Here is a 25,544-nt window from a genome sequence, read left to right on the forward strand (position 1 = left end):
GTTTCAGGCAACGGCGCGGGCGCATTCGCCAAGAATACGCAGTACTTCGGCGCGTTCCTCGATTTGCGGCATATGTCCGCAACGCTGGAAGATATGCACGCCGACTTTTCCGGGCAGCCCATGGGCGTGGCTGACGGGAATGACCCGATCTTCCGCACCGAAGATCAGCCGCACAGGGATCGGCAATCCGGCTATGGTTGACCGCAGATCGAAGGTCTGCGTGCCATCGGTGAAGAACCGTTCCGCAATCGCGCTTTGCGCGGCGCGCAATTCGGTATCAGCGGCCTGAGCGACTGTGGCATTGATGAAAGGCCGCGTGAGCAGGCTTTCGTCGCTGACCAACAGTTTCAGCCAAGGGATGATGCTCGCTTCGCTTTTGGCGGCGATCAGGCCCTTGGTGAAGGCGCCGTTGATTTCAGGGCCGAGACCGGCGGACGAAATCAGCACCAGCGAGCGCACATCCACGATGCCGCGTGCGGCAACGGTCGCCGCAACGCCACCACCAAGGGAATGACCGCCAAGCAGGCAGGCGTTCACGCCAAAGGCGGCAAGTGTGGCTTCAATGGCCTCCGCGATCGCATCGATGCTGTCCGGCACTGTGCGCGTGGAAGCACCGTGTCCGGGAAGGTCAAGCGCCAGAACCGGATGGCCGAGTGTTGCCCCTGCGAACAGGCCGCGCCATGAATTGAGGTCGGCGGCGAAACCGTGGATTAGGACAACAGGCAGTTTTCCGGCTTCACCCTCACGCAGCCAGACTGCATTGAGCGGTGCAGCGGAACCGGCGGTAGGTCTTCGTGCGGGGGTGCAACCGGTTGGCTTACAGCGCCAGCCGCAACCGCAGCTTGGGCAGAGCCAATCTTCGCCTCGACATCCTTTTTCTGGACGCGTCCCTTGGGGCCGGAACCTGCAATCGCCTCAAGATCGATGCCAGCCTCCCGGGCCAGCCGGCGTGCAAGCGGCGTTGCACGCACGGCTGTGTCCTGAGCGGTAGCAGCTTGGGAGGTAGAAACGACCGGTTCGACAGGTGGGGGGCCATCCTCCCGAACCGGTACTGGCGCGCTCTGCGAGGGAGCAGGCTGCGCATCGGCGGGGCGCTCAACGGATGGTGGTGCTTTGCGCTCTTCGCCTTCTTCGTAAATCCACGCGACAGCCTGTCCGACCGGCACAACAGTGCCTTCGGCAACACTCACATCTGCAAGAATGCCGCTGGCCGGTGCGTCCACTTCCATGGCCGCCTTGTCAGTTTCGATTTCGAACAGGAGCTGACCCTTCGTGACGGTATCGCCATCCTTGGCATACCAGCGCGAAATCTGGCCGGTCTCCATATCCATGTCGACTTTCGGCAGGATGACTTCCACTGCCATGGTCAGCGCACTCCCCTGGCAAGATCGCGGGCGCTTTTGAGAATGTCCGGCACCTGCGGCACGGTCGCGCGTTCAAGATCGGGATTGTAAGGGATCGGCGTCTCGGCGCCGCCAAGGCGGACAATCGGGGCGTCGAGATAATCGAAAGCATCGCTTTCGGCGACGGTTGCAGAGATTTCCGCGCCGATGCCGAGTGTTTTCACAGCTTCATAGACGCAAAGCAGCTTCGAAGTTTTCTTGACGCTTCTGATGATCGTGTCGCGATCAATTGGGCGCACGGTGCGCAGATCGATGACTTCGACGTCGATGCCTTCCTTGGCCAGTTCTACCGCCGCATCCAGCGCCTTGTGCACCATGATTGCGGTCGCGACGATGGTGAGATCACGGCCTTCGCGCACCACATCGGCCTTGCCGATGGGAACGGTATAATAGCCTTCCGGCACCGGCCCCTTCATCTTGTAGAGCAGCTTGTGCTCAAAAATCATCACCGGGTCGGGGTCTTCGACAGCTGCAAGCAACATGCCCTTGGCGTCATGCGGGGTGGAAGGCTGCAGAACCTTCAGGCCGGGCACGTGGCCGAGCCAGGCTTCGAGGCTCTGGCTGTGCTGTGCGGCGGCGCCCGTGCCTGAACCGGCGGGAAAACGCATGACCAGCGGCACCGAAACCGCGCCACCCAGCATATAGCGGATTTTTGCGGCCTGATTGACGATCTGCTCCATGGCGAGCGCAGCAAAATCGGAAAACTGGAATTCGAAAATCGGGCGCATGCCGGTCAGCGCTGCACCTACGGCGACGCCCGCACCGCCCAGTTCAGAAATCGGCGTGTCCATGACGCGGTCTTCGCCGAAGCGATGCACGAGATCGCCGGTTACCTGAAACGCGCCGCCATAGACGCCGATGTCCTCGCCCATCAGGAAAACACGGTCGTCGCGCTCCATGGCAATCGCCATGGCTTCCTGAATGGCTTGCGAATAGCTCAACTCGCGGATGGTGGTGTCCATGATCAGATTTCGTCCGTATATACGTCGCGGGTCAGGTTGGTGAGGTCGGGAGAAGGGCTGTTGCGGGCATATTCAATCGCGTCAGCGATTTCCTTCTCGACATTGGCCCGAATGGCTTCGATCTCCTTGTCGTCGATCACGCCATAAGCCTTCAGATCGGCTTCGAAATGCGCGATTGGATCGCGATTATTGGCCCAATCCTCGATCTCTTCCTTGGTGCGATAGCGGTTGCGGTCGCTCTTCGAATGACCACGCAGACGGTACGTCTTGTTCTCGATCAGCGACGGGCCTTCCCCGCGCCGCGCACGCTCCACGGCCTCGTTGATGGCTTCGGCAACGTCGGAAAGGTTGTTGCCGTCCACGACCTTGCCCGGCATGGCATAGGCCGATGCGCGGTCCGCGACATTCACCACCGCCGTTGAACGCTTGGTTGAAGTAGACATGCCATAGCCATTGTTTTCGCAAACGAAAACGACCGGCAACTTCCAGACGGAAGCCATGTTGAGCGCTTCATGGAAAGCGCCTTCATTGTTGGCGCCATCGCCGAAGAACGACACGACCACCTTGTTGTTCTTCTGCTTTTTTGCGGAAAGGGCAGCGCCGACAGCAATCGGAATACCGCCACCGACAATGCCATTTGCGCCGAGATTGCCTTTGGATACATCAGCAATGTGCATGGAGCCGCCGCGGCCCTTGCAATAGCCGGTTTCCTTGCCGAAAAATTCCGCGAACATGCGTTTCACATCCGCGCCCTTGGCGATGCAATGACCGTGGCCGCGATGGGTCGAGGTGATCATGTCATCTTCGGTCAAAGGCAGGCATGAACCCATGGCGCTTGCTTCCTGTCCGATGGACAGGTGCATCGTGCCGTGAATAAAACCCCGCGTGTAACTTTCTTCCGCGCCTTCTTCGAAGCGGCGGATGAGATACATCTTGTGCAGCGCTTCCTTCAGCTGTTCGGGAGAATAGGTGCGGAAAGCGAAGGGCAGGTTGTGGCGATCTGCGACCTGCGCATCAATCTTTCTGGCCTGAACCATGGTGCGGCTCCTTATGCTCCGTAAACGAGCTTGTCCTGGCGAGCGCGCAGTTCGGCGATCTTCGATCCCGGCGCGACGGCAGCATTGTCATAGGTGATGAGTTCGCCCTTCCTGATCGGCTTTGTCACACTGCCACCCTGAAGAAGACCGCAGGGAATGGCGCGCGCGGTACGCGCTTCGCCAGACGTCATGATCCAGGCGCGGTAGCAATATTCGCCAATGGCATCGAGCTTTTCGCCCGGCTGCATATCCTTCTTGGCCACAGCGCAGACTTCGGCCACCGGCTTTGCCAGGGGCACCATGTCCGGCTTGCCGTAAAGCACGACACGGGCGCAGGTGAGGGGAACTTCGAGCGAGGTCAGGTGATAAGGGCGGTGGAAGGTGAAGTAAGGGCCTTTGCCCATTTTCAAATCTTCCATGCGTTCCGAAACACGCGGATGCGACATGTCGGCGACGACGAAGACACCCGGAGCCACGCCCTTGCCGATGGAGTAATCCACGACCCCGACCTTCGAAAGCACACCGCCATCCTTTTCAGGAATCAGCGTCTTGTTGAGCTGGTCGAGCGTTGCGGCAGGGCCGTGCATGCCCGGCTTGTCCGGCACCAGACCCGTGGCATTGGCGATGGCTGCCATTTCCACCATGGTCTTGGAGCCATCGACGAACTCCACCAGCATACGCACATTCATGTTGCGGCGTTTGGCTTCTTCCAGATAATCGTCGGGAATGGCGTCGATATTGAGCGGGTTGTTCTTGCCCTTGCCAGCGGCAACGATGGGATGCCCCATGGCTGAAACGAACTCGATCAACTCCATGCAGGACGATGGTTCGTCGCCGGCACCCAGCGAATAGGTGACGCCCAGACGGTCGGCTTCTGCCTTGAGGTAAGCGCCGATGGTGACATCGGCTTCGACATTCATCATGACGAGATGCTTGCCATGTTCCATGGCGCGCAGGCCGATTTCCGCGCCGACAGCAGGAACGCCGGTGGCGTCGATGACCACATCGATCAAATCATTTTCGAGGATCAGACTGGCATTGTCCGTAACGGCGACCTTGCCGCCTTCCATGGCCGAGGTCAGGTCGGAAGCGTTTGAAACTTGCCTGCCGTGGCCTTCTTCCTGATAGGCGATATCAACCGCTTTCAAAGCGTTCGGAACACGCAGTTCGGAAATGGCGCCGATTTCGATGCCGGGCATATGCGCCACGCGGGTCACGATGTCGGTGCCCATTTCGCCGGAGCCGATCAGCCCGATACGGATCGGCCGTCCGCTGTCCGCACGCGCTTGCATATCACGTGCCAAGCCCGTCAACGCCACATTCGTCGCCATCTTTTCCTCCTGATGTTCCTCCAGACGCCTTCGCGCCTCTCTTCCTTTACCCGATAATGAACATTTGTTTCCAAGTCAATACGAGTGTACATTTATCACGCGCCACAGACCTGTTATTCCTTACCGTGCTTTATCGCTTGTGAACAAACATTGGTCTGCTATAAAAAACAAATGTTCTGCCCGGTGTTTCAAAATGCAACACAACAAAATCTTGTGGGGGCATGCGGCGCGGAACTTGATACAAGCGTTCGAACGGCCTGGCATTCGTTGGAGGATGGCCGGGGGGAGGAGAAAACTATGGACGCATTTCTAAGCGGCCTGAAATCGGCCATCGATACGTTGGGGGCGACGGTCCTGCTCCCTATCGTCATTTTCATTATAGCCGTGGTTCTTGGCGCAAAGGTGGGCAAAGCCTTCCGTGCTGCCGTGACCATCGGCGTCGCCTTCATCGGTATCAACCTCGTATTGGGGCTGATGTTCACCTCCATTGGCGAGGTGGCTCAGGCGATTGTTACCAATACGGGCATCAAGCGCGATATCGTCGATGTGGGCTGGCCTTCGGCTGCGGCCATCGCTTTCGGTTCGTCCGTGGGGCTTTGGGTCATTCCGGTCGGCATTCTGGTCAACATCGCGCTGCTTTTGATGCGCTGGACCCGCACGCTCAATGTCGATGTTTGGAACTTCTGGCACTTTGCCTTTGTCGGCTCGCTTGTCGTCGCCGCAACGGACAATCTCGCCTATGGTATTATCGTTGCAGCTCTTGTTGCGGCTCTGTCGCTGCTGTTCGCTGACTGGTCGGCACGCGCCGTACAGCAGTTCTATGGCGTTCCGGGCGTTTCGGTACCGCACCTGGCATCGGCGCAAATTCTGCCGATTGCCATCGTGCTCAACTGGATCATGGATCGCATTCCTGGCATCAACAAGATCCACATCAGCACCGAAACCATCGAACGCCGTTTCGGCGTTTTCGGCGAACCGGTGGTTCTGGGCCTGATTATCGGTCTCGTGCTTGGTCTCATCGCTTTCTACAATTCAGGCGATTTCGGCCATGTGCTGGCCAAGGTGCTGGGCACCGGCATGACGCTTGCCGCCGTGATGCTGCTTCTGCCGCGCATGGTCAAAATCCTGATGGAAGGCCTGCTGCCGGTTTCTGATGCCGCACAGGAATTCGTGCGCAAGCGCACCGGCGACCGCGAATTGCTGGTCGGTCTCGATTCGGCAATCCTGATCGGCCATCCGGCTGCGATCTCGTCGTCGCTGATCCTCGTGCCGATTGCGATCATCCTGTCGGTGATTCTGCCGGGCAACCGCGTCATCCTGTTCGCCGATCTTGCGGTTATTCCGTTCATCGTCGCCATGACTGCGCCGCTGTTGAAGGGCAACGTGTTCCGCATGGTTGTCGTCGGCACGGTGACGCTCGCCATCGGCTTCTATGTGGCCAATGCGCTGGCTCCGCTCTTCACGAGCGCTGCCGTGTCGTCTGGCTTCAAGTTGCCGGAAAACGCGTTGCAGATCACTTCGGTGGTCGACGGCTTCCTGTGGGTGCCTTATGTCATCATCGCCGCAATCCAGTGGTTAGGCGTTGTTGGAATCGCGGTTCTTGCAGTCGTCATCGCCGCAGCGTTCATTCTCTATCGTCGCAACACCGACGGTTGGGAACGCGCTGCCGGTGCGGAAGACGAACCAGCCGAGCAGAACAACTGGTAAGGCGCAAAAGCAATACTGGCCGCATACCGGAGAGGTATGCGGCTATCCGCAATGGAGGATGGAATGGCGAACGGCCTGATGGCTTTTCTGGATCCTGAAGCGATAGAGCTGCAGAGCGAGGCCAAAACCAATGAGGAAATTATCCGTATTCTGGCGGCGAAGCTGGAACGGCTCGGCTATGTAAAGCCAAGCTATGCGGATGCGGTCGTGAAGCGGGAACAGACCATGCCGACCGGTCTGCCGCTGGAGCGCGAAGAAAACGTCGCCGTCCCGCATACCGATCCCGAGCATGTCCTGAAAGCAGGCATCGCTTTCGCGACGCTGAAATCTCCTGTCATCTTCTCCAATATGGAAGATCCGGAAGAGGACGTTCCGGTCGGGTTTGTTTTCCTGCTTGCCATCAATGACAAGGACAAACAGATTGAGACCTTGCAACAGGTGATGGCGACCATTCAAAATGAGGACGCGCTCGAGCATCTCAAGAAATCGCGCACATTGAGTGACGTGGAAGCCGCGCTCGGTTAATCGGAGGAACCAAAATGGCCAAAATGAAAACGATTCTCTTTGCCTGCGGCACCGGCGTCGCAACATCCACTGCCGTGAATGCTGCCGTCACCGAAGAGATGAAAAAGCGCGGGCTGACCTTCAACGCCCAGCAGGCCAAGGCGACCGAAGTGCCGTCTCTGGCTGACAATGTGGATTTCATCGTTTCCACGACGCCTATTTCCGCCGCGGTCGAGAAGCGGGTCATCAAGGGCCTCGCATTCCTGACCGGCATCGGCAAGGACAAGGTTCTGGACGAAATCGAAGCCGAATTGCGCAAGTAATTTCGGCCCCATTTCAAAGGGCGCTTTCGTGCAGGATCACGAAAGCGCCCTAACTATTTGTATTCTCACTACTGAGCGGTTCAGTTCGGAACGGAATGTCCGATGCGCCGGAGCATTTCGGCGGCACTTTCCTCGTCGGTGATGAACACCGTTGGCCGCAGAAGTTTCATCGCGCCCAGAAGCGCTTCGATCTTTTCCTTGCCGCCGGATGTCAGGATGCGTTGCGGCGTGTTCTGCAAGCTTTCGATGCTGGCCGACATGACGCGCTCATGCACCGGATCATCGACGATACGGCCATCGGCATTGTAGAAATGGAACAGAACGTCGCCGACCGCACCATTGGCGCGCAGCGATTGTTTCTGCTCTTCATCGACGAGCCCCACGCGGTAGGACGTGCTACTGGCGGTCTCGATGCCGCCAATGCTGAGCAACACCATGTCGAGATCTTCCGCCATGTTCAGCACCGTGTTCAGGCCACAGCGCTCAATCAGGGCTGTGCGAGTCTCCTTGCTGTCCACAAGGGCGGGCGCGGGGATAAGGTAGCCTTCGCCTTGCAGCATCTGCGCGAACTGCCAGGCAAATTCGGGCGGGTTGGAGCGTCGTGGCTGCACAATGCCGCCGAGAAGCGAAATGACCTTGAGATCGTTCACCGGACGCGAGCCGATATGCTGCAAGGTGCTGGACAAAGTGCGGCCCCAGCCGACGCCAATGCGCATGCCGTGCTGGATTTTTTCCGACAGATAAGCGCCGGTCGCAGCACTTATCGGAGGAATCGGATCGGTCTCGGCAGAGGAGAGGGGCGCGACAATGGCCTGCTCCAGCCCGAAAGCCTTTTCAAGCGCCGCTTCCAGCGCGGTCAAAGCCGAAAGCTTGCCTTCGATAGTGATCTTCACCTCATTGCGGGCGCGGGCATCGGCAAGAAGACGCACAATGGTCACACGGCCAACACCCAGCGCATCGGCAATATCGCTCTGGGTCATCTGCTCGACATAATACATCCACGCCGCACGGGTTCTGAGGCGGCTGGTGCGGTTTTCCGCTGCAACGCCTTCGGATCCCACCAGAAGGTCGTTGGTTTCAGCTGCGTTCCGTTTCCCCTTGGCGGTCTTTCTCAAATCGATTCCCCAAAATTCTTACAGTTTGCGTCTTTGTGATATGGACCCTATTGCTTTTCCGGGACGAGGAAAACAATACTTCTTTTGTATCGGTTAAGATACGATTGTTGGCCTCGCAGGGAGGGACGACCGGCATGCTGCGCACACTTTCCGATGAAATCGCCGTCAATCTGAAAGACCGTCTGCGTGACGTGCGCTATGTGATCAGGCGCGCCCGGCAAAGTTCGCGTGCGCCCGAAACCAGCCTGCCTGCGCCGGAAGCGCTTCTGGGCCATGCCGCAGGCGTGATGGATACGGCGCTGACCGCCGCCGAAGCGATCTCAATCTCGATTATTTCGTCTGAACCGGCCAAACATCATGGCGCGCCACAGATGCGCAGCCTATCCTTTTATTTCGGCACCGGCGCGGAAGGTGCGCGCGGTTTCCGCAGCGATATGTATTATTTCCTCAAGGGAACGATGCGGCGCTACGGACTTGAAAACGCACTTATCCACGAAGCGGCTTTTTCGGTCATCCACGGGCGTCTGTTGCGCAAGCATGCGGAACTTCTGCGCGATCCTCTAAAGGTTGCACAGGCGCTGGCCGCGCTTTATCTGGAAGCGCTGGCTGAAAAGCCCGTCCGCCTGATGCCGTCAGAAGCCTCGTGCGACCCGGAAAATCTGCGCAAGGCGGAAGTGGTCGGGCTTGCGGCAGCTTGCCTCGCTTGCGGGCTGGCGACCGTAAAACCTGCTGATCTCGCCGATATCGATCCGCTGGAAAGTGTATTCATGGTGCTGGAGGCACGCTATGAGCGGCTGGTGGATGCGGCAGAAACCCACGACGCGAAGAAGCTCGAAACCCTCTTCGCGACGCTGATTGCCCACCTACCTTAAGTCGCCGAACAGATCGGCGATGATTTTCTTGGCGCGGGGAATGGAAGCCGGGCTCATGCTGAGCTCGGTCAGTCCCATGCGGATAAATTCCGGTATCAAATCCGGCTTGCCTGCCGCTTCCCCGCACATGCCAACCATGATGCCCGCTGTCGTGGCTGCTTTCGCGGTCATTTCAATGGCCGCTATTACAGCTGGATGATGCACGTCGTTGAGCCTCGCGACCGTCGGGTTGAGACGGTCTGCCGCCATGACATATTGCGTTAGATCATTGGTGCCGATGGAGAAGAAGGCGGATTCCTTGGCCAGCTGATCGGCTGCGAAAACCGCTGCCGGTGTTTCGATCATAACACCCAGTTCAAACGTGCCGTAAGGCTTGCCTTCTGCTGCCAGCTCGCGCTCGCATTCGGCAATCAGGCTTTTTGTCGCCCGAATCTCCTCGATATCGGAAACCATCGGTAGCATGACCTTCAGATTGCCGTGCACGGCGGCGCGAAGTAGGGCGCGCAATTGCGGCTTAAACACCTCCGGGCGGTCAAGGCACATGCGGATGCCGCGCCAGCCGAGGAACGGGTTTTCCTCCTCGGGAAACTCGATGCCGGCGACGGGCTTGTCACCGCCGATATCGAGTGTGCGGACAATGACAGACTGGGGTGCGAAAGCGCGCAGAAGTGATGCATAGGTTTCCATTTGCATGTCTTCGGACGGCAAATGGATATGCTTCATGAACAGAAGCTCGGTGCGGAACAGGCCGACGCCCATCGCGCCTGCGGTCTGGGCCGCTTCGATTTCCTCCAAAGCGCCGAGATTGGCCGCAACCTCAATCACCACGCCATCGGCGCGATGCGGCGTGTAGTCACGATACTTGTCCAGCGCACGCTGTTCTTCCGTGGCCTTGGCAATGCGGCTTTCGATTTCGGCCAGAACGGAGGCATCCGGGTCATGATGGACAATGCCCGCACTGCCATCGACGGCAACCTGTCGCGCTGTCTTCAGTCTATGAACAGCGTCGCCAAGTCCAAGCACTGCCGGGATTCCGTGCGTGCGCGCGATGATCGCGACATGCGAGGTCGCGCCGCCATGGCCGCAAACCACGCCGCGAATGCGCTTCAGCGGTGCGCGGGCCAAGTCCCAAGCGCCGATGTCTTCGGCGATCAGAATGGCACCGTCCGGTAGTCCGTCGAGATTGAGGTCTTCCTGACCGAGCAAGGCGAGACAAATCTGGCGGCTGATTGCATGCACATCGTCGGCGCGGGCATTGAGATAGGGATCGTCGAGGTTGGCGAATTGCTGCGCGACCGTCGAGGCAGCGCCGAGCGTTGCGGAGACCGCATCCATGCCGCCGCGAATAAGGGCGAGCGCTTCATCCCGCAGGCTGTCGTCGGAGGCAATGTCCTTCAATGCAGCAACGATGCCGCGATCACTTTCGGCGAGATCGCCGCGCGCGAGCGAATGTTCCATCCGCTCTTGAACAGTTGCAACAGCGGCCTCATAACGGCTGATTTCCGGTGCGATTTCGTGAGGTGCCAGCTTGCCGGTGCCGGGCGTGATTTCGGCAGGGAAAAACGGAAACGCCTCGCCAAGCGAAAGACCTTCACTGGCGGCAACGCCCTTGATCTGGCCTTCCGGCAACGCTGCAATCGCAACACTCGCGACCGGGACGGCGACGGGAGCAGTCTCCACCACCGCGGCAACGGCTGCGCCGTCATTTTCCTCAAGCCCCGCGCGCGGGTTTTCGAGATAGCCGATCAGCGCTTCCAGTGCTTCAATCGCGTCAGCCCCTTCGGCGCTGACGGTGACTTCGTCATTTTCCTTCACGCCAAGCAGCATGAGCTTAACGGAGCTTTTCGCGCTGACGCTTTTGCCGCTCTTTGCGATCTCGATATTACACTCGAACCCCTTGGCGAGCTTGACGAAACGGGTGGCGGGGCGCGCATGCAACCCTTCATGCACCCGGACGATGGTGGAGCGTTCCATTTGAGAGCCTTGGATCATGAATGCTTCTTGAGATCAGTCGCTGATGACGATCATATGTCCTTCGCGCAGCACGGCAACCAGAGCGGCGCCGTCAACTTCGCTGGCACAGATTTCGCCCGGACGGTCGGTCGAGTCGGCCCCGGTAAACGATATCACCACATGACCGATGTCACGCACTTTTTGCCAGGCGCTTGTTCCAACCGCCGTAATGTTTGCCGTAATGTCGCCAATGGTGATCAGCGCGCCAACCGGCGGCGCAGCTTCCTGCGGACCATCTTCGACTGCGTGCATCACCGAGACTTCCGCCAGTTCGGGCGGGGAGCCCTCTGCAAACAGGATCAGAACGCCGCCTTCGGCGAGATCAGCCACTTCGGGACCAATTGCGGTGATCCGTGTCTTGAGATGTATCGGCATGGCGGCAGTCCTTTTCAATTTCACTCAATCGGCATCCTCCAAAAATTGGGGAGATGAGGATGCCGAAAATTAAAGGCAGAGATTGGGAGGAGTGGCCCGCCGCTTTGATGCGACGAGCCAGTTTGCGTCAAAGCACGGCGAGGCTGACGAGCCAGGCGATGAGCACCGAGACAGGGCCCATGATCTGGCGGCTGATCAGGATCGCAGGCACGCCGATTTCAATCGTCTTCGGTTTGGCTTCACCGAGCGCCAGACCCACTGGCACGAAGTCGCAACCGACCTGCGTGTTGTAGGCGAAGAGCGCGGGCAGGGCCATTGCCGGAGCGATGGTGCCATTGGCAATCTGCGGGCCGATAATGGCCACACCCACTACCTGCGCGATGACTGCGCCCGGTCCAAGGATCGGAGAAAGAAACGGCAAGCCGCAGATAGCCGACAGCACAAGCAGGCCAATGATATTGTTGGCGAGTGGTCCCATCGGCTGGGCAAGAATATCGCCGATGCCGGTGTAAAGAATGAGACCGATCAGCATCGTCACGAAAGCCATGAATGGCAGAACGTTGCGGATGACCTGATCGATGGTGCGGCGACCGGCGTTGAAGAAAATGCCGACGACACGGCCCATGACGCGGCCGATCCGGCTGATCAGCCCGACGAGGCCGCCATCATTCGACGTATCGATCGGCACTGCAGGCTTTTCATCGGCCTTGGCGGCGGCAGCTCCTAAGGAAGCTGCGGCTGCAGGAGCCTCGGAACCATCAGCAGGAACGACATTTTCTGGCTTTACGCCGGAGACATAAATGTCTTCGGTGATGAACTGCGCCAGGGGGCCTGACTGGCCGACTGGCGTCAGGTTGACGGTCGGGATGCGCTTGCGCGGATAGACGCCGCAACGGGCGGTGCCGCCGCAATCGACCACGACGACGGCCATTTCGCTTTCAATGGGGGGAGCGCGGAAACCGTCTACGGCTTCGCCCCCGGTCATTTCCGCGATCTGTCTGGCGAGCGGATGAATGCCGCCGCCGGTCACGGATACGATTTTGCTGCGCTGTTCGGTCGGCTGGATGACGAGCGGTCCGCCCCAGCCACCGGAGCCATGGGAAATTCTAACGGATTTGTAGGTTTTGGCCATGATGTCCTCCCGCGCGCCTTAAAGCTCGATGCCCTGACGGCGCGCCATGATGGCGGTGATGCGTTCGGTGAGCATGCCTTTGAGCAGGATCACGACGAGGCCGACGATGGCGTACCAGATGGCCACATTGATGTGATAGCCATTGGCGACAGCGCCTTTCTTTTCCAGTTCAAGCAGCGCCACGAGTACGCCACCCCAGACGAAATATTCGCCGGGATTGATATGCGGGAAGAGGCCAAGTGGCGGATGCACATAGGACACTGCCGCGTCGTAAAAGGCAGGTTTGTGCTTTTCCTCAAGGAACGAACCGAAGGTATAGGCCATCGGATTGGTCAGGAAGAACACCGACAGCACCGGCAGAACCGTATAACGGGTTAGCGCGATGCGGCCCGCACCCTGTGCCAAACCGTGCACGCGCTTTTCGCCGACGAGTTCGGTGATTGCGTAGAAGGCGGTCATCAGAACCACCAGGGTCGGAATGATGCCGGTCACAAAACCGGAAAACACTTCGCCACCCTTTTGGAAGATGCCGATGAAGTGCTTGCCGATCGAGGCCAGCCAGCCCAGCTGTTCTTCTTGAGTGACGTTTTGCAGTCGTTCCTTGAACTGATCGACAGTCAGATTGTCCGTGCCGGTTGCCTGTGCAAGCTGCACAAGGTTATCGCTACCGTGTTCGACGGCTAGCTTGCCGTGAAACACCGCGTCCGTTGCTATGTTGGCGGCCATCTGGCTCGCCACATGCAAGGACTGTAAGGTCGTATCGGCGCCTTGCGCCAGCATTGCAGCTATAGACATTTCTCCTCCTCCACGCCCGTCCTCGTCGGGCGATACCCCTGAACATTGCCACCCAGTTCACGGTTGGACACACGCTCAGGCGTGCGCCAGCTTCAGTCCTTCGAGAGACGTGCCGTCGGATTGTTCGCGGATGCGGTCGATCTGGTCCATCGCCTGCTTTGCGGCAGCATTGACAGGCGACTTTTCGAGCGCTTCCTGTTCACGCCGCAAGGCATTGAACGGCATGCCCTCATAGGCTTCCTGCCGCTTGAACTTTGCGAACACGGTTCGTCCGCTCATTTCGAGAAAGCGCCGGACCTTCAGGTCGCGGTCAACCACGATCATGACAATGACGCCTTTGCCGAAGCGCCCGCGCACATGGCCTGCACCCACGAATCCGTCAGAGTAGCGGGATGTGACGCCTTTCAGCACGTCGGAGTAATGGCGCATCTGAAACCAGACGCCCAGCGACTGCACTCCCCATAAAAGAGCCAAAGCCAGTAAAGCCCATTGCCAGATAGCCATTTTCTCCTCCTCCACCGGAGGCTTCGTGCGTCTTTGAGCGCCGCCAGTCTCCGCCTCTTCACAGAACATTTGTTTTCTTAAATGTCAATATGTATAATTATGAGGTGAAGATTGCGGGAAGGACAAGCTGACAACGGTAGCGGTTTCGCATATGGTCTGTCGGCATTGGAGGCGTGGAATATGGATTTGCTTTTGAAGAACCAGATGGCATCGATGCCGGACTTGCGGCGTCGCTTGCGGCAGTTGCGCTGGTTCAGGGCGACGTTTCGCAAACACGCCAGTCTTCTCCATGATGTCTATGGTGTCGATTATGAGATCGACGAGCAGAAACTGACGAAAGCTTTTCTGAACTGGGTAGAACTGGTCGAGCAGAACAAGCGTTATGCCAAGGTGGACCGCAAGGATTTCATCACCTTTGCCGCCGGGCTGGTTCTGCGTGAACTGATCCGCCTGTCGCCTGCCCGGGCGTTATCGATCCCGAAGGCGAACGAGGGCGAGAATACGCCGCAACACGACATTATCGCCTTCTGGCCGGAGGGGTTCCTCTATACCAATTACTGCATTTGCGCGATTGCCGCCGTGCAGGAGCAGGAATTCGGCGTGGCACAGGATATCGACGCCTGTGCGGACGATTTGCGAACCTGGTGGTCTTACCGGGAAAACGTGGCCGACATGCCGGGCTATGCGATAGCCTTCCTCGACAAGTTTCTGGGTGGCGAGCCGAACTGGGTCATGCCCGATCTCGCGTCGGCCCGCGTGGCGGTGCAGCGCGCGCTTGGCGCGCAAAATCCGTCAGGCGCGATAAAGGGTTAGCGCCTTTACCGGAAGTCGCCCGTCAGCTTGACGGGCGCGGCGGCAGACCGGCGCGTGCGCGCATTTTGTCGAGCAGGGCGGCTGCAATCGGCTCGTAGTTTTCGTCGAAGTGGTGGCCACCCGCCAGTTTCATGACGTCCATGCCCTTCAACTCGCTTGCCGTGCAGGCGGTGTCGTCTTCCTCCTCGCCATAGACGCAGACGACACGGTCGAGCGGAATGCTGGAAATCGCCGGAACGACATCCTTGTCGCCATCCATACCAAGCCAGCCTTCAATGGAGACCTGAAAGGTTGTCGTGGTTTCGACACCAAGCAGCCCGATCATTTTTGTGCGGTCCTGAATGGCTGGATCGAGATATTTCCACGCGAAGGGGAAAGTATCGGCCCCGAAGGAATAGCCAAGCACCGCAACAGGCAATTTCCCTGTCGGATCGGCCTTCCTGATCATTGCCGTGGTGTCTTTGGCGATTTCTTCCGGTGTGCGCTCCGACCAGAAATAGCGCAGAGAATCGACGCCGATGACATGTACGCCATGCGCTTGCAGCCATTCGCCGATGGATTTGTCGAGATCGCGCCAGCCGCCGTCACCGGAATAGAAGACCGCGACCATCTCCGCATTGCCGCCCTTGGCGGGAAGATTGACAATCGGCAGGGCTTCATTCTTGGCGTCCTGATCAGCCATGGCGACAATGTTATCAACCGCCATTTTCATGCGCGCCGGGAAATCCTTGGCGCTCTGGAGAATGGCGATATTTTGTTGCCGTGCTTCGACCGGGTTGTTGGTCTCCGTTCCGGGAGGGGCGACCACCAGAGCAGGTGCTGGTATCTGGGCGCCAAAAGCATAGGTAAATGCACCATCCGGTGTTTTCGTCGCAGCCGCCTTTTCTGTACAGGAGGGCAGGCGGGTTTTCGCCGGGGCAGGGTCGAGCGAGACAGCGCCCGCAATGGTCGCATCGGGCGAATCCGACGCCGCGGCATAGGCAATCGTCGCACCCTGGCCGATGCCGGTCAGCACCGGATGGAAATAGACATCGAGATCAAGCCCGCGCAGCGCTTCCTTGGCGATGGCCTCAAAATCGGAGTCGAGGTAGTTGCATTCGCCATCTTCCTTATCGAGCGAAGCCCGCCATGGGCCGAGTTCCACCGGCAGGACGATCATGTTTTTCGCAAGCAGCGCGTCCATATAGGCGCGCTCCTTCTCGCCGATGCCCGCCTCGTCGCTGAGAAGGATCGTAAGTCCGACCGGGTCACCGTTCGGCATATAGACCGGGATGCTCGACAGCCGTTCGGCGCTTGCATGAATGACCGGCTCTTCAGAGCCTGTAAGTTTGGTCCACATGCGGGCGATCTTGCCAGTATGCAGCGACGCGTAAACGCCCGCCGCTCCAAGCAGCACAAGCCCGACCACGGTAAAGAGGACGCGTTCTTTCTTCATTTACGGATGAACTCCAGTGGGCTGCCGTTGATCAGGGTTGTGGCGTCGAGAAGGGCGCGCGGTGTTTCCAGTCCGCCGGGGCAGACCATGTAATGCGGGGTCCAGACAGGATCGAATTTTTCCTTGAAGGCTTTCAATCCGTCGAAATGATAGAGGTCCGCACCGCGCTTGTAGATGAAGGAGCCGAGCCGGTTCCAGCGCGAGGCGAGCCTGCTGCCGCTCAGTCCGGCAAGCGGGGCCGCGCCGAGATTGAACCACTGGTAGCCTTCGTTTTTGCTATACATGAGCAGCTTGGCGAAAAGCGCATCCATCAGCAGCTTGTGCACATTGGGCATATAGCGCATCAGGTCCACGGTGATCTCGTATTTGTTTGCGCCGCGCCACAGATTGGCAAAGGCCACGATCTCGCCTTCGCTTTTCAGCACGGCGACATCGAAGCGCTGCATATAGTCGTCATCGAAATAGCCGAGCGAGAATCCCTTTTCGCTGCCGGATTTGAAATCGAGCCAGGCGTTGGAAATTTCACGCAGGCGCGGGAGGATCGGTGGAATGTCAGCCGCCCGAATAATTTCGAAGGTGAGGCCGTCCTTGTCGATCTTGCGGTCGGCATAGCGGAATGGCTGGCGACGCGGCCCTTCCAGTGAAAAGTCCGTCAGGTTCACGCGGGCCACTTCGCCTAGTTTCAGTGCGACAAGCCCCATGTCGAGAAACAGCGGCAGGCTTTGCGGGCCAACGCCGTAGAAAACCGTGCGCAGCGCTAATCTGTCCGCAAGCGCGTGAAACGACCATGCCGTTTCCTTGCCGGTTTCGGGGTTGCCGATCGGCTCGCCGAGCGCGATCAGGCTGCCACCGGATTGGGCATACATGATGAAGGCGCTGTTATCCGGTGCGAGCAGAAACTGCTTGTCCCCCAACATGGCCAGCGCCGCGTCCGTATGCGGACATTCCGCCACCAGAGTAGGCACTACTTCGGGGATCGAATAATCGACCTTTCGCCTGCGATGGCTGTTGCGGTTGATGATCGAATGCAGGCCGACAGCGGCGACCACTGCAAAAACCAGCACGGTCGCCCGCAGGAAGCGTGGCGCATTCCCGCTCCATGCGAAATCCCACCAAAGATCGCTCGAATATTCGACGTGCCGGTAAACGAAGAAGCCAAGCCATGTGGAAACAAGCACCGTGGTGCCGACTGTGGTGATCCAGTTCCAGCTCAGTTCGAAAGGTCCGGATATCGGGCGGCGATAGAAGGAATCGCGAAAATTCCAGAGCGTTGAAGCGAAGATGCAGAGAATGACGGCTTCTTCCCAGTCGAGGCCCTTGGCGAGTGAAAACACCGCTCCGCTGAGAAGCAGCGTCATCGCCGCAACCCAAGCCCGTTCCAGACGCTTGGAAAGGCCACGCGCAACGATGAGCAGCGCGACGCCCACGAGGCTTGCCGCCAGATGCGACATTTCCATCAGGAATTCAGGCACGATGTCGGACAAAAGCTCAACGCGATAGCGCAAATTGGGTGTCGCGCCCGAAATGAGCAGGATGATGCCGCCCAGAAAGATGATGCCAGCGGAAAGGCTTGGCACCAGAGGCTCGAAAAGGCGTTTGGCGAAGGCGGCCTGTTTGCCCAGCATCTGACGCCGCCGCATCGCTTCCCAGACGAGAATGCCAGCCGTTGCCACGACGAGCGGCATGACCGTGTAGATGATGCGATAGGCGAGAAGTGCTGCGATCGCGTCCGGTTTTCCGCCGAGGCCCAACCCGGCGATGATCGTTGCTTCGAAGGCGCCGAGGCCGCCGGGCGCGTGGCTGGCGATGCCGAGAACAATGGCGATCACATAGACGAGTGCGAAGACGGCGAAACTTGGCACTGCATCAGCGGGCATCAGGACGTAGAGTGTGGCCGCGGCAGCGCCGACATCGACCAATCCGGCGCAAATCTGGATCAGTGCGCCTTTGGAATTGGGAAGGCGCAGGCTGAACGAACCGATCCTGACGCTGCGCTCGCCATGCGACAGCCAGTAGATAAGCCAGCCGATGCCGCCGAGGATAACCACGCCCGCCACGATATCGATGCGCGAATCGATGGCGGATAGCCAAGGCACATCCTGGGGATCGATGAGGAGTGCAGCCCCGACCATGATGATCAGCGCAAACCAGATTGCGAACCACGATGTGCCGACGATCTTGCCGATATCGGCGAGGCTGACGCCTTCGGCGGCATAGATGCGATAGCGCAGCGCGCCGCCGGTCAAAAGCGAAAAGCCGAGCGCATTGGAAATCGCATAGCCCGCAGCGCCTGCAACCGCCGCGATACGGCGCGGAATCTGGTTTGGCGCGATGGTGTCTACGGCCACGACATCGTAAAGAGCGACAGCGGCATAGCTCAACACCGTAAAGAAGACGGCGAGCGCCAGCGTCGTCCAGGAAATGCTATGCAGTGCTGCAAGCGTTTCCGAACGCGACGTGTGCTGGAGCATTGTTTCCAGAACATAGATCGCCAGCAGCGCGATGGCGATGCCCGCAACCGGAAACAGAAAATGCTGATATCGCCTCAGCCAGCCTAAAGGCCCGGAAGACGCAGCGTTATGTTGAGAAGGCACTTCATCATCAATCAAGCTCATCGGAGCGTCGTCCAGTTGGAGCAATCAACAAATTATAGTAAAGGCGGGGAGTGATCCCGATTTTGGGCAAACTTGTGTTCTAATGTCCTATTGTATCAAAAATATTCAGAGTTGCACAAAACTTGGTCTATATAAGCCTGCGGTTCGCCCGGGCAGCAAGCAATTTCATGAACGAATGAGGTAATCGTGCTCGATGTTTCCTACATGACGGCGGCTGGTGCGGGAGCGCTGTCCTTTTTATCGCCCTGCGTTCTTCCGCTGGTGCCCCCTTATCTTTGCTATATGGCTGGCGTGAGCGTTGAAGATTTCCGCGCTGATAAAGCCGCCCGCGTTGCGGCTGAACCGTCCGCGCGTCGCTCGCTTGCCTTTGCCGCTATCTGCTTCGTCCTCGGCTTCACCACAGTTTTCGTGGCGCTGGGTGCTGGCGCATCGTCTATCGGTGCATTTTTGCGCGCATGGCAGCAGGAGATCGCCATTGTCGCCGGTGTGGTCATCATACTTATGGGCCTCAATTTTCTGGGCCTGCTGCGCTTGTCCTTCCTGTCGCGCGAGGCGCGCTTTCAGGCACGCAATGCGCCTGCTTCGCCGCTCGGCGCTTATGTCATGGGGCTGGCCTTCGCATTCGGCTGGACGCCCTGCATCGGCCCTGTGTTGGGGCCGATCCTGACACTGGCCGGTGGCAGCAGCACCGTCGGCGAGGGGGCGCTTCTGCTCGCAATCTATTCGCTGGGGCTTGGTATTCCTTTTCTGGTCGCTGCGCTTTTCTCCGGCGCCTTCATGCGCTTCCTGTCCCGCTTCCGTGTGCATCTCGGCAAGGTGGAAAAGGCAATGGGCGCACTGCTCGTCGTGGCCGGGGTCCTGTTCCTGACCGGCGGCATGCAATCCTTCTCGTTCTGGCTACTGGAGACTTTTCCAGCGTTGGGGCGTCTGGGCTAGGCAACAACCGTAAGCTTCCATATACGCTTTGATGTTAAAGCGGATGAACATCACGATTTTCTGGATAATGTCATGACAGACCGTACTTGCCTTTCCATCGTGCTTGCTGCCGGCGAAGGCACACGCATGAAATCAAGCCTGCCGAAAGTGCTGCATGCAGTCGCGGGCCTGCCGCTGGTCTGCCATGTGGTCAAGGCCGTGCAGGGGACAGGCAAAAGCGATGTCGCGCTGGTCGTCGGACGCGGAGCGGAAGACGTGCGCGGCGCGGTTGAGAAAATCGCGGGTCCAGTGTCCTCTTTCGAACAGACGGAACGCCTCGGTACGGCCCATGCCGTGCTTGCCGCGCGTGAGGCGATTGCAAATGGCTATGATGATCTGCTGATCGTCTTCGGTGATACGCCACTGATCGAAGCGCAGTCTCTGCAGGCCGCGCGTTCGCGTCTGGCCGATGGCGCCGATATCGTTGTAATCGGTTTCCGTCCGACCAGCCCGCACGGCTATGGCCGCCTGATCGAAGACGGTGACCGACTGGTCGCCATTGTCGAAGAAAAGGAAGCGACGGACGCCCAGAAGAAGATCGGCTTCTGTAATGGCGGCTTGATGGCCGTGCGCGGCAGTCATGCTCTTGCACTGCTGGATGCAGTCGGCAACGACAATGCCAAGGGCGAATATTATCTTACCGACATTGTGGCCATCGCGCATGACAAGGGCCTCAACGTAACCGCCATCGAAGTGCCGGTTGATAATGTCATCGGCATCAACAACCGTGCAGAACTCGCGGAAGCCGAGGCCATCTGGCAGAACCGCAAGCGCCGCGAGATGATGCTGGCCGGTGTGACGCTGATCGCGCCGGAAACGGTGTTCTTCAGCCATGACACGCTGGTTGAAGCTGACGTCATCATCGAGCCGAACGTATTCTTCGGTCCGGGCGTACATGTTGCAACGGGTGCGCTCATTCATTCCTTCTCGCATATGGAAGGCGCGAATGTCGGTCCGAGCGCGGAAATCGGGCCTTTTGCACGACTGCGTCCCGGTGCAAAGCTCGGCGAGAAAACCAAGGTCGGCAATTTCTGCGAAGTGAAGAACGCCGATGTGCGCAAGGGTGCCAAGATCAATCACCTGACCTATATCGGCGATGCGACCGTCGGCGCATCCAGCAATATCGGGGCAGGGACGATCACCTGCAATTACGACGGTTACAACAAGTATAAGACGATTATCGGCGAAAATGCCTTTATCGGCTCCAATTCCTCTTTGGTGGCGCCGGTGGAAATCGGCGACAACGCCTATGTCGCATCCGGCAGCACGATCACCGACAATGTGCCTGCCGACGCGCTGGCTTTCGGTCGTGCCCGACAGGAAACCAAAGAAGGCCGGGGCAAGATCCTGCGGGAGAAGTATGCCGCCATCAAAGCGGCTAAAACCTCATCGAAATAAATCGACTATCAGACGACCCCAGGGCGGATGGCTTGGCTTGCCGTTCCGCTTTAGAGTCTTTAAACCGGCTGGCAAAAGCAAGCGACCCAGATCTGGAGCAGATGCATGTGTGGAATTATCGGTATTATCGGCAAGGATGAAGTCGCGCCGCTTCTGGTCGATGCTCTGAAACGACTGGAATATCGCGGTTATGACTCCGCCGGTATCGCCACCTTGCAGGGCGGCAAGCTTGACCGCCGTCGTGCGGAAGGCAAGCTCGTCAATCTGGAAAAGCGCCTTGCCGGTGAGCCGCTTCCGGGCGTGATAGGCATCGGTCATACGCGATGGGCTACCCATGGCAAGCCGGTGGAGCGTAATGCGCATCCGCACATCACCGAGCGCCTTGCGGTGGTTCATAACGGCATTATCGAGAACTTTGCCGAACTGCGCACCATGCTGGAAGCCGAAGGCCGCAAGTTCCAGACCGAAACCGACACCGAAGCCGTTGCGCATCTGGTGACGCGTGAGCTGGAAAAGGGCAAGTCGCCGGTTGAGGCCGTGCGCGATTGCCTGCCGCAGCTTCATGGCGCATTCGCGCTCGCATTCCTGTTTGAAGGCGACGAAGAACTGCTCATCGGCGCCCGTCAGGGACCGCCGCTGGCTGTCGGCTATGGCGACGGCGAAATGTTCCTGGGCTCCGACGCGATTGCGCTGTCGCCCTTCACCGACACCATTGCCTATCTGGAAGATGGTGACTGGGCTGTGCTGACCCGCAAGGGCGTCACCATTTATGACGAGAACAACAATCAGGTCGAGCGCACGATCCAGAAGACGCAGACGGCCAATATGCTCATTTCCAAGGGCAATCATCGTCACTTCATGCAGAAGGAGATGTTTGAGCAGCCGGAAGTGATTTCGCATACGCTTGCCAATTATCTCGATTTCACCACCGGCAAGGTGCGTCAGGAAGCGATCGGCGTCGATTTCAGCAAGATTGATCGTCTGACGATTTCAGCCTGCGGCACGGCTTACTATGCCGCATCGGTGGGTAAATACTGGTTCGAACAGATTGCCCGTCTGCCGGTCGATAGCGATATCGCATCGGAATTCCGCTATCGCGAAATGCCGTTGTCGAAAGATTCGCTGGCGATGTTCGTTTCCCAGTCCGGCGAAACGGCGGATACGCTGGCATCGCTGCGTTATTGCAAGTCGCAAGGCTTGAAGATTGCCGCCGTCGTTAACGTCACAGGCTCGACCATCGCGCGTGAATCCGATGCCGTGTTCCCGACGCTTGCCGGTCCGGAAATTGGCGTTGCCTCCACCAAGGCCTTCACCTGCCAGCTTTCGGCCATGGCGTCGCTCGCCATCGCCGCCGCCAAGGCGCGCGGCGCGATTGACGATGCGCGCGAACAGGAACTGCTGCGCCAGCTTTCCGAAGCCCCGCGTTTCCTCAATCAAGTGCTGAAGCTGGAAGATCAAATCGCGGCAGTTTGTACCGATCTCGCCAAGGTCAATCACGTTCTTTATCTCGGTCGTGGCACGTCCTTTCCGCTTGCCATGGAAGGCGCGCTGAAGCTCAAGGAAATCTCGTATATCCACGCCGAAGGCTATGCCGCCGGCGAGTTGAAGCACGGCCCAATCGCGCTGATCGATGAAACCATGCCGGTCATCGTCATTGCACCGTCTGACCGTCTTTATGAAAAGACCGTTTCCAACATGCAGGAAGTGGCGGCCCGTGGCGGTCGCATCATCCTGATCACCGACAGACGAGGTGCGGAAAGCGCCAGCGTCGATACGATGGCAACGATCGTCCTGCCGGACGTGCCGGAATTCATCACGCCGCTCGTCTATGCGCTGCCGATCCAGATGCTGGCCTATCACACCGCTGTCCTGATGGGCACGGACGTCGATCAGCCGCGCAATCTGGCAAAATCGGTTACGGTTGAATAAAATTAGCTCGTTATAGAGTTATCTTAATGAAGTGATAGAAGACGTCGATCTATGCCTCGACGTCTCATAACGCCTCATCCTGAGGAAGTGCGAAGCACTGTCTCGAAGGACAAGGCGTTACTGCCCACCCTTCGACAAGCTCAGGGTGAGGGGAGCGGTAGTGCGTCCTTTATTCGTTCTGTTATCCGGCCCTAAGCAGCCTTATCGCTTCATCGCGTCCGAAGAGATAGAGCAGCACACGCAGTGCCTGCCCGCGTTCGGATTCCAGATCGGGATCGCTGGTCAGGATATAACGTGCATCCTTGCGGGCGATTTCCAGAAGATCGCCATGCGCCTCGATGGAAGCCAGACGAAAACCCGGCGTGCCAGACTGGCGGGTGCCGAGCAGCTCGCCTTCGCCGCGCAGTTTCAGGTCTTCCTCGGCAATGCGGAAACCGTCTTCCGTCTCGCGCATCACCTTCAGCCGCGCCTGTCCGATTTCACCCAGTGGTCCCTTGTAGAGCAGAAGGCAGGTCGATGGCTTGTCGCCACGCCCCACACGCCCGCGCAACTGATGCAATTGCGACAGGCCGAACCGTTCGGCGTGCTCAATGACGATGATGGTTGCGTCGGGCACGTCCACGCCGACTTCAATAACGGTGGTGGCAACCAGAAGCCGCGTCTCGCCTTGCTTGAAGGCGCGCATCGCTTCGTCTTTTTCGGCCCCATTCATACGGCCATGGATAAGGCCGATCCGGTCACCAAACACGGATTTGAGGCTTTCGAAACGCTCTTCCGCTGAGGTCAGTTCAACGACTTCGGATTCCTCCACCAACGGGCAGATCCAGTAGATTTTTTGCCCTTCCTGAACCGCTTTGCGGATGCGCTCCACCAGTTCACCCATACGTTCCATCGGCAGGATCGCGGTTGTGATGGGCTGTCGTCCGGCGGGTTTTTCGGTGAGCTTAGAAACGTCCATATCGCCGAATGCGGTCAGGACCAGCGTGCGCGGGATCGGTGTTGCTGTCATCACCAGCATATCGGGGGCGGTGCCCTTTGCCGTCAGCATCAGGCGCTGATGCACGCCAAAGCGGTGCTGCTCGTCGATGATGACCAGAACGAGGTCGTGATACTCGACCTTTTCCTGAAACAGCGCATGGGTGCCGATGACGATATCGATTTCGCCACTTTTCAAGCCTTCCAGCACGGCGTTGCGGTCTCGGCCTTTTTCGCGGCCCGTCAGCAGGGCAGCTTTCAGCCCGGCTTTTTCGGCAAGCGGCGCGATGGTTGCGAAATGCTGGCGGGCGAGCACTTCGGTTGGAGCCATCAGCGCCGATTGACCGCCGGATTCGGCGGCATGCGCCATGGAAAGCAGGCCCACCACGGTTTTGCCGGAACCGACATCGCCTTGCAGAAGCCGCAACATGCGCTCCGGCGACTTGAGGTCTGTGATGATCTCACGCACGGCCTGATCCTGCCCCTTGGTCAGGCGATAGGGCAGGTGCCGCATGATTTCGGTCACAATGCGTCCGGTGCCTTCCAGCGGTCGACCGGAAAGCCTGCGTGTCTTGGCACGGACGAGGGCCAGCGCCAATTGCCCGGCTAAAAACTCGTCATAAGCCAGCCTGCGCCGCGTGATGCCTTCAAGCGCAATGTCGGACGGGTCTTCCGGCTGGTGCAGGGTATCAAGCGCGTCCTGAAAGCTTGGAAAACGCTCGCGCGCCAGCAAGGGGCCGTCGATCCATTCCGGCAGTGGCGGAACACGCGTCAGCGCTTCCTTGACGGCACGTCCGAGGGTTTTGGGCGACAGGCCTGCTGTCAGCGGATAGACCGGCTCTACCATTGGCAGATTGGCGGCGTCTTCGAGGCTCGCAATGTAATCCGGGTGTACCATGGAAGCACGCCCGTTGAACCATTCCACCTTGCCGGACACGATGACGGTTTCGCCTTCGGGCAGCATTTTTTGCAGCCATGGCAGTTGCGCATGGAAGAAAGTCAGCGCAATTTCGCCGGTTTCGTCATGGGCAAAGACGCGATGCGGAACATTGCCCCTTCCAGGCGGTGCAGGCTGGTGCTGATCAACGACCACTTCCAACGTGACGATGGCGCCTTCCTGCGCCAGCGCAATGCCGGGGCGGTTGCGCCGGTCGATCACGCTGTTCGGCGGCAGAAACAGAAGCTGGCCGACTTTCGGTTCCGCACCGGGCACATCGGTGCCGAGAAGTTTGCCAAGTAAAACCGCTACCTTCGGGCCAATGCCGGAAAGCGAGCGGACGGAAGCGAAAAACGGATCGAGCATGGATGGGCGCATGGCTCAGACCATTAAC

At 58.8% G+C, this 25,544-nt stretch carries 22 protein-coding genes; 8 read left to right on the forward strand and 14 right to left on the reverse strand.

Annotated features, from left to right (window positions below; translation table 11 throughout):
- Positions 1–3: 3 nt before the first annotated feature.
- Genes QLQ11_RS13285 through QLQ11_RS13305 form a run of 5 tightly spaced genes read right to left on the reverse strand, consistent with a single transcriptional unit; the run spans position 4 to position 4,733 of the window.
- On the reverse strand, positions 4–750 hold the full coding sequence (locus QLQ11_RS13285) for an alpha/beta fold hydrolase (protein WP_349496909.1): 747 nt from the start codon (positions 748–750) through the stop codon (positions 4–6).
- The gene (locus tag QLQ11_RS13290; protein ID WP_283736129.1) at positions 711–1,364 is read right to left on the reverse strand and encodes a biotin/lipoyl-containing protein; all 654 of its coding nucleotides are present in this window, start codon (positions 1,362–1,364) and stop codon (positions 711–713) included. The genes QLQ11_RS13285 and QLQ11_RS13290 overlap by 40 nt, the downstream gene beginning before the upstream one ends.
- Before the next feature lie 2 nt (positions 1,365–1,366).
- On the reverse strand, positions 1,367–2,365 hold the full coding sequence (locus QLQ11_RS13295) for an alpha-ketoacid dehydrogenase subunit beta (protein ID WP_283736130.1): 999 nt from the start codon (positions 2,363–2,365) through the stop codon (positions 1,367–1,369).
- Between the two features lie 2 nt (positions 2,366–2,367).
- Positions 2,368–3,402 (reverse strand): thiamine pyrophosphate-dependent dehydrogenase E1 component subunit alpha, encoded by a 1,035-nt coding sequence (locus QLQ11_RS13300; RefSeq protein WP_109367549.1) that lies wholly within the window; start codon positions 3,400–3,402, stop codon positions 2,368–2,370.
- Positions 3,403–3,413: 11 nt separating this feature from the next.
- Complete coding sequence (locus tag QLQ11_RS13305) at positions 3,414–4,733, reverse strand: NAD(P)H-dependent oxidoreductase (protein WP_124915970.1); 1,320 nt, start codon at positions 4,731–4,733, stop codon at positions 3,414–3,416.
- Positions 4,734–5,030: 297 nt separating this feature from the next.
- Here QLQ11_RS13305 and QLQ11_RS13310 point away from each other — a divergent pair, with 297 nt between their 5' ends.
- The 3 genes from QLQ11_RS13310 (at position 5,031) to QLQ11_RS13320 (ending at position 7,267) form a co-directional block, all read left to right on the forward strand.
- A complete protein-coding gene (locus QLQ11_RS13310) occupies positions 5,031–6,440 on the forward strand; it encodes a PTS galactitol transporter subunit IIC (protein ID WP_109367547.1) in 1,410 nt (469 codons plus the stop codon).
- 63 nt (positions 6,441–6,503) lie between these two features.
- A complete protein-coding gene (locus tag QLQ11_RS13315; RefSeq protein WP_124915969.1) occupies positions 6,504–6,965 on the forward strand; it encodes a PTS sugar transporter subunit IIA in 462 nt (153 codons plus the stop codon).
- Between the two features lie 14 nt (positions 6,966–6,979).
- On the forward strand, positions 6,980–7,267 hold the full coding sequence (locus QLQ11_RS13320; RefSeq protein ID WP_078340332.1) for a PTS sugar transporter subunit IIB: 288 nt from the start codon (positions 6,980–6,982) through the stop codon (positions 7,265–7,267).
- An 80-nt stretch (positions 7,268–7,347) separates the two neighbouring features.
- Here the strand turns inward: QLQ11_RS13320 and QLQ11_RS13325 are convergent, their stop codons facing one another.
- On the reverse strand, positions 7,348–8,382 hold the full coding sequence (locus tag QLQ11_RS13325; protein WP_109367545.1) for a sugar-binding transcriptional regulator: 1,035 nt from the start codon (positions 8,380–8,382) through the stop codon (positions 7,348–7,350).
- Positions 8,383–8,516: 134 nt separating this feature from the next.
- Between QLQ11_RS13325 and QLQ11_RS13330 the strand changes: the two genes are divergently transcribed.
- On the forward strand, positions 8,517–9,254 hold the full coding sequence (locus QLQ11_RS13330) for a hypothetical protein (protein WP_121538795.1): 738 nt from the start codon (positions 8,517–8,519) through the stop codon (positions 9,252–9,254).
- On the opposite strand, the gene ptsP is transcribed toward QLQ11_RS13330, so the two are convergent.
- The 5 genes from ptsP to QLQ11_RS13355 form a co-directional block, all read right to left on the reverse strand.
- Positions 9,246–11,228 carry a phosphoenolpyruvate--protein phosphotransferase gene (ptsP, locus tag QLQ11_RS13335; protein WP_109367543.1) on the reverse strand — a complete coding sequence of 661 codons (1,983 nt, stop codon included), beginning with the start codon at positions 11,226–11,228 and terminating at the stop codon, positions 9,246–9,248. The two genes, QLQ11_RS13330 and ptsP, sit on opposite strands and share 9 nt — an antisense overlap.
- A 33-nt stretch (positions 11,229–11,261) precedes the next feature.
- On the reverse strand, positions 11,262–11,642 hold the full coding sequence (locus QLQ11_RS13340; RefSeq protein ID WP_109367542.1) for a PTS glucitol/sorbitol transporter subunit IIA: 381 nt from the start codon (positions 11,640–11,642) through the stop codon (positions 11,262–11,264).
- A 127-nt stretch (positions 11,643–11,769) separates the two neighbouring features.
- Positions 11,770–12,774, reverse strand: a complete 1,005-nt coding sequence (locus tag QLQ11_RS13345) for a PTS glucitol/sorbitol transporter subunit IIB (protein WP_109367541.1) — start codon at positions 12,772–12,774, stop codon at positions 11,770–11,772.
- 18 nt (positions 12,775–12,792) lie between these two features.
- Positions 12,793–13,569: a PTS glucitol/sorbitol transporter subunit IIC gene (locus QLQ11_RS13350; protein ID WP_109367540.1), complete on the reverse strand. Its 777-nt coding sequence runs from the start codon at positions 13,567–13,569 to the stop codon at positions 12,793–12,795.
- Between the two features lie 75 nt (positions 13,570–13,644).
- Complete coding sequence (locus QLQ11_RS13355) at positions 13,645–14,073, reverse strand: transcriptional regulator GutM (RefSeq protein WP_109367539.1); 429 nt, start codon at positions 14,071–14,073, stop codon at positions 13,645–13,647.
- A 180-nt stretch (positions 14,074–14,253) separates the two neighbouring features.
- Here QLQ11_RS13355 and QLQ11_RS13360 point away from each other — a divergent pair, with 180 nt between their 5' ends.
- Entirely contained in the window at positions 14,254–14,886 is a 633-nt protein-coding gene (locus tag QLQ11_RS13360) for a hypothetical protein (protein ID WP_283736131.1), read from the forward strand.
- A 22-nt stretch (positions 14,887–14,908) separates the two neighbouring features.
- Here the strand turns inward: QLQ11_RS13360 and QLQ11_RS13365 are convergent, their stop codons facing one another.
- Together QLQ11_RS13365 and mprF are read right to left on the reverse strand one after the other, a co-directional pair.
- Complete coding sequence (locus QLQ11_RS13365) at positions 14,909–16,321, reverse strand: AcvB/VirJ family lysyl-phosphatidylglycerol hydrolase (RefSeq protein ID WP_181376044.1); 1,413 nt, start codon at positions 16,319–16,321, stop codon at positions 14,909–14,911.
- Positions 16,318–18,936, reverse strand: a complete 2,619-nt coding sequence (gene mprF, locus QLQ11_RS13370) for a bifunctional lysylphosphatidylglycerol flippase/synthetase MprF (protein ID WP_167836101.1) — start codon at positions 18,934–18,936, stop codon at positions 16,318–16,320. Before mprF ends, QLQ11_RS13365 begins: the two co-directional genes overlap by 4 nt.
- A gap of 186 nt (positions 18,937–19,122) precedes the next feature.
- Here mprF and QLQ11_RS13375 point away from each other — a divergent pair, with 186 nt between their 5' ends.
- The 3 genes from QLQ11_RS13375 (at position 19,123) to glmS (ending at position 23,238) form a co-directional block, all read left to right on the forward strand.
- Positions 19,123–19,872: a cytochrome c biogenesis CcdA family protein gene (locus tag QLQ11_RS13375; protein ID WP_109367536.1), complete on the forward strand. Its 750-nt coding sequence runs from the start codon at positions 19,123–19,125 to the stop codon at positions 19,870–19,872.
- A gap of 72 nt (positions 19,873–19,944) precedes the next feature.
- Positions 19,945–21,309, forward strand: a complete 1,365-nt coding sequence (gene glmU, locus QLQ11_RS13380) for a bifunctional UDP-N-acetylglucosamine diphosphorylase/glucosamine-1-phosphate N-acetyltransferase GlmU (RefSeq protein ID WP_109367535.1) — start codon at positions 19,945–19,947, stop codon at positions 21,307–21,309.
- 105 nt (positions 21,310–21,414) lie between these two features.
- Positions 21,415–23,238 (forward strand): glutamine--fructose-6-phosphate transaminase (isomerizing), encoded by a 1,824-nt coding sequence (gene glmS, locus QLQ11_RS13385; protein WP_283736132.1) that lies wholly within the window; start codon positions 21,415–21,417, stop codon positions 23,236–23,238.
- Positions 23,239–23,419: 181 nt separating this feature from the next.
- Here the strand turns inward: glmS and recG are convergent, their stop codons facing one another.
- Entirely contained in the window at positions 23,420–25,528 is a 2,109-nt protein-coding gene (recG, locus tag QLQ11_RS13390) for an ATP-dependent DNA helicase RecG (protein WP_283736133.1), read from the reverse strand.
- Positions 25,529–25,544: the final 16 nt, after the last annotated feature.

Source organism: Ochrobactrum sp. SSR (assembly GCF_030067775.1).
GTDB classification, from domain to species: domain Bacteria; phylum Pseudomonadota; class Alphaproteobacteria; order Rhizobiales; family Rhizobiaceae; genus Brucella; species Brucella teleogrylli.

What these genes read in the sequence shown, in the direction of transcription:
- QLQ11_RS13300 (WP_109367549.1), bottom strand. Translation starts at nt 3,402, where the DNA reads ATGGTTCAGGCCAGAAAGATTGATGCGCAGGTCGCAGATCGCCACAAC.
- QLQ11_RS13365 (WP_181376044.1), bottom strand. Translation starts at nt 16,321, where the DNA reads ATGAAGAAAGAACGCGTCCTCTTTACCGTGGTCGGGCTTGTGCTGCTT.
- QLQ11_RS13330 (WP_121538795.1), top strand. Translation starts at nt 8,517, where the DNA reads ATGCTGCGCACACTTTCCGATGAAATCGCCGTCAATCTGAAAGACCGT.
- recG (WP_283736133.1), bottom strand. Translation starts at nt 25,528, where the DNA reads ATGCGCCCATCCATGCTCGATCCGTTTTTCGCTTCCGTCCGCTCGCTT.
- ptsP (WP_109367543.1), bottom strand. Translation starts at nt 11,228, where the DNA reads ATGGAACGCTCCACCATCGTCCGGGTGCATGAAGGGTTGCATGCGCGC.
- QLQ11_RS13310 (WP_109367547.1), top strand. Translation starts at nt 5,031, where the DNA reads ATGGACGCATTTCTAAGCGGCCTGAAATCGGCCATCGATACGTTGGGG.
- QLQ11_RS13355 (WP_109367539.1), bottom strand. Translation starts at nt 14,073, where the DNA reads ATGGCTATCTGGCAATGGGCTTTACTGGCTTTGGCTCTTTTATGGGGA.
- QLQ11_RS13360 (WP_283736131.1), top strand. Translation starts at nt 14,254, where the DNA reads ATGGATTTGCTTTTGAAGAACCAGATGGCATCGATGCCGGACTTGCGG.
- QLQ11_RS13290 (WP_283736129.1), bottom strand. Translation starts at nt 1,364, where the DNA reads ATGGCAGTGGAAGTCATCCTGCCGAAAGTCGACATGGATATGGAGACC.
- glmU (WP_109367535.1), top strand. Translation starts at nt 19,945, where the DNA reads ATGACAGACCGTACTTGCCTTTCCATCGTGCTTGCTGCCGGCGAAGGC.
- QLQ11_RS13320 (WP_078340332.1), top strand. Translation starts at nt 6,980, where the DNA reads ATGGCCAAAATGAAAACGATTCTCTTTGCCTGCGGCACCGGCGTCGCA.
- QLQ11_RS13345 (WP_109367541.1), bottom strand. Translation starts at nt 12,774, where the DNA reads ATGGCCAAAACCTACAAATCCGTTAGAATTTCCCATGGCTCCGGTGGC.
- QLQ11_RS13305 (WP_124915970.1), bottom strand. Translation starts at nt 4,733, where the DNA reads ATGGCGACGAATGTGGCGTTGACGGGCTTGGCACGTGATATGCAAGCG.
- mprF (WP_167836101.1), bottom strand. Translation starts at nt 18,936, where the DNA reads ATGAGCTTGATTGATGATGAAGTGCCTTCTCAACATAACGCTGCGTCT.
- QLQ11_RS13295 (WP_283736130.1), bottom strand. Translation starts at nt 2,365, where the DNA reads ATGGACACCACCATCCGCGAGTTGAGCTATTCGCAAGCCATTCAGGAA.
- QLQ11_RS13340 (WP_109367542.1), bottom strand. Translation starts at nt 11,642, where the DNA reads ATGCCGATACATCTCAAGACACGGATCACCGCAATTGGTCCCGAAGTG.
- QLQ11_RS13350 (WP_109367540.1), bottom strand. Translation starts at nt 13,569, where the DNA reads ATGTCTATAGCTGCAATGCTGGCGCAAGGCGCCGATACGACCTTACAG.
- glmS (WP_283736132.1), top strand. Translation starts at nt 21,415, where the DNA reads ATGTGTGGAATTATCGGTATTATCGGCAAGGATGAAGTCGCGCCGCTT.
- QLQ11_RS13315 (WP_124915969.1), top strand. Translation starts at nt 6,504, where the DNA reads ATGGCGAACGGCCTGATGGCTTTTCTGGATCCTGAAGCGATAGAGCTG.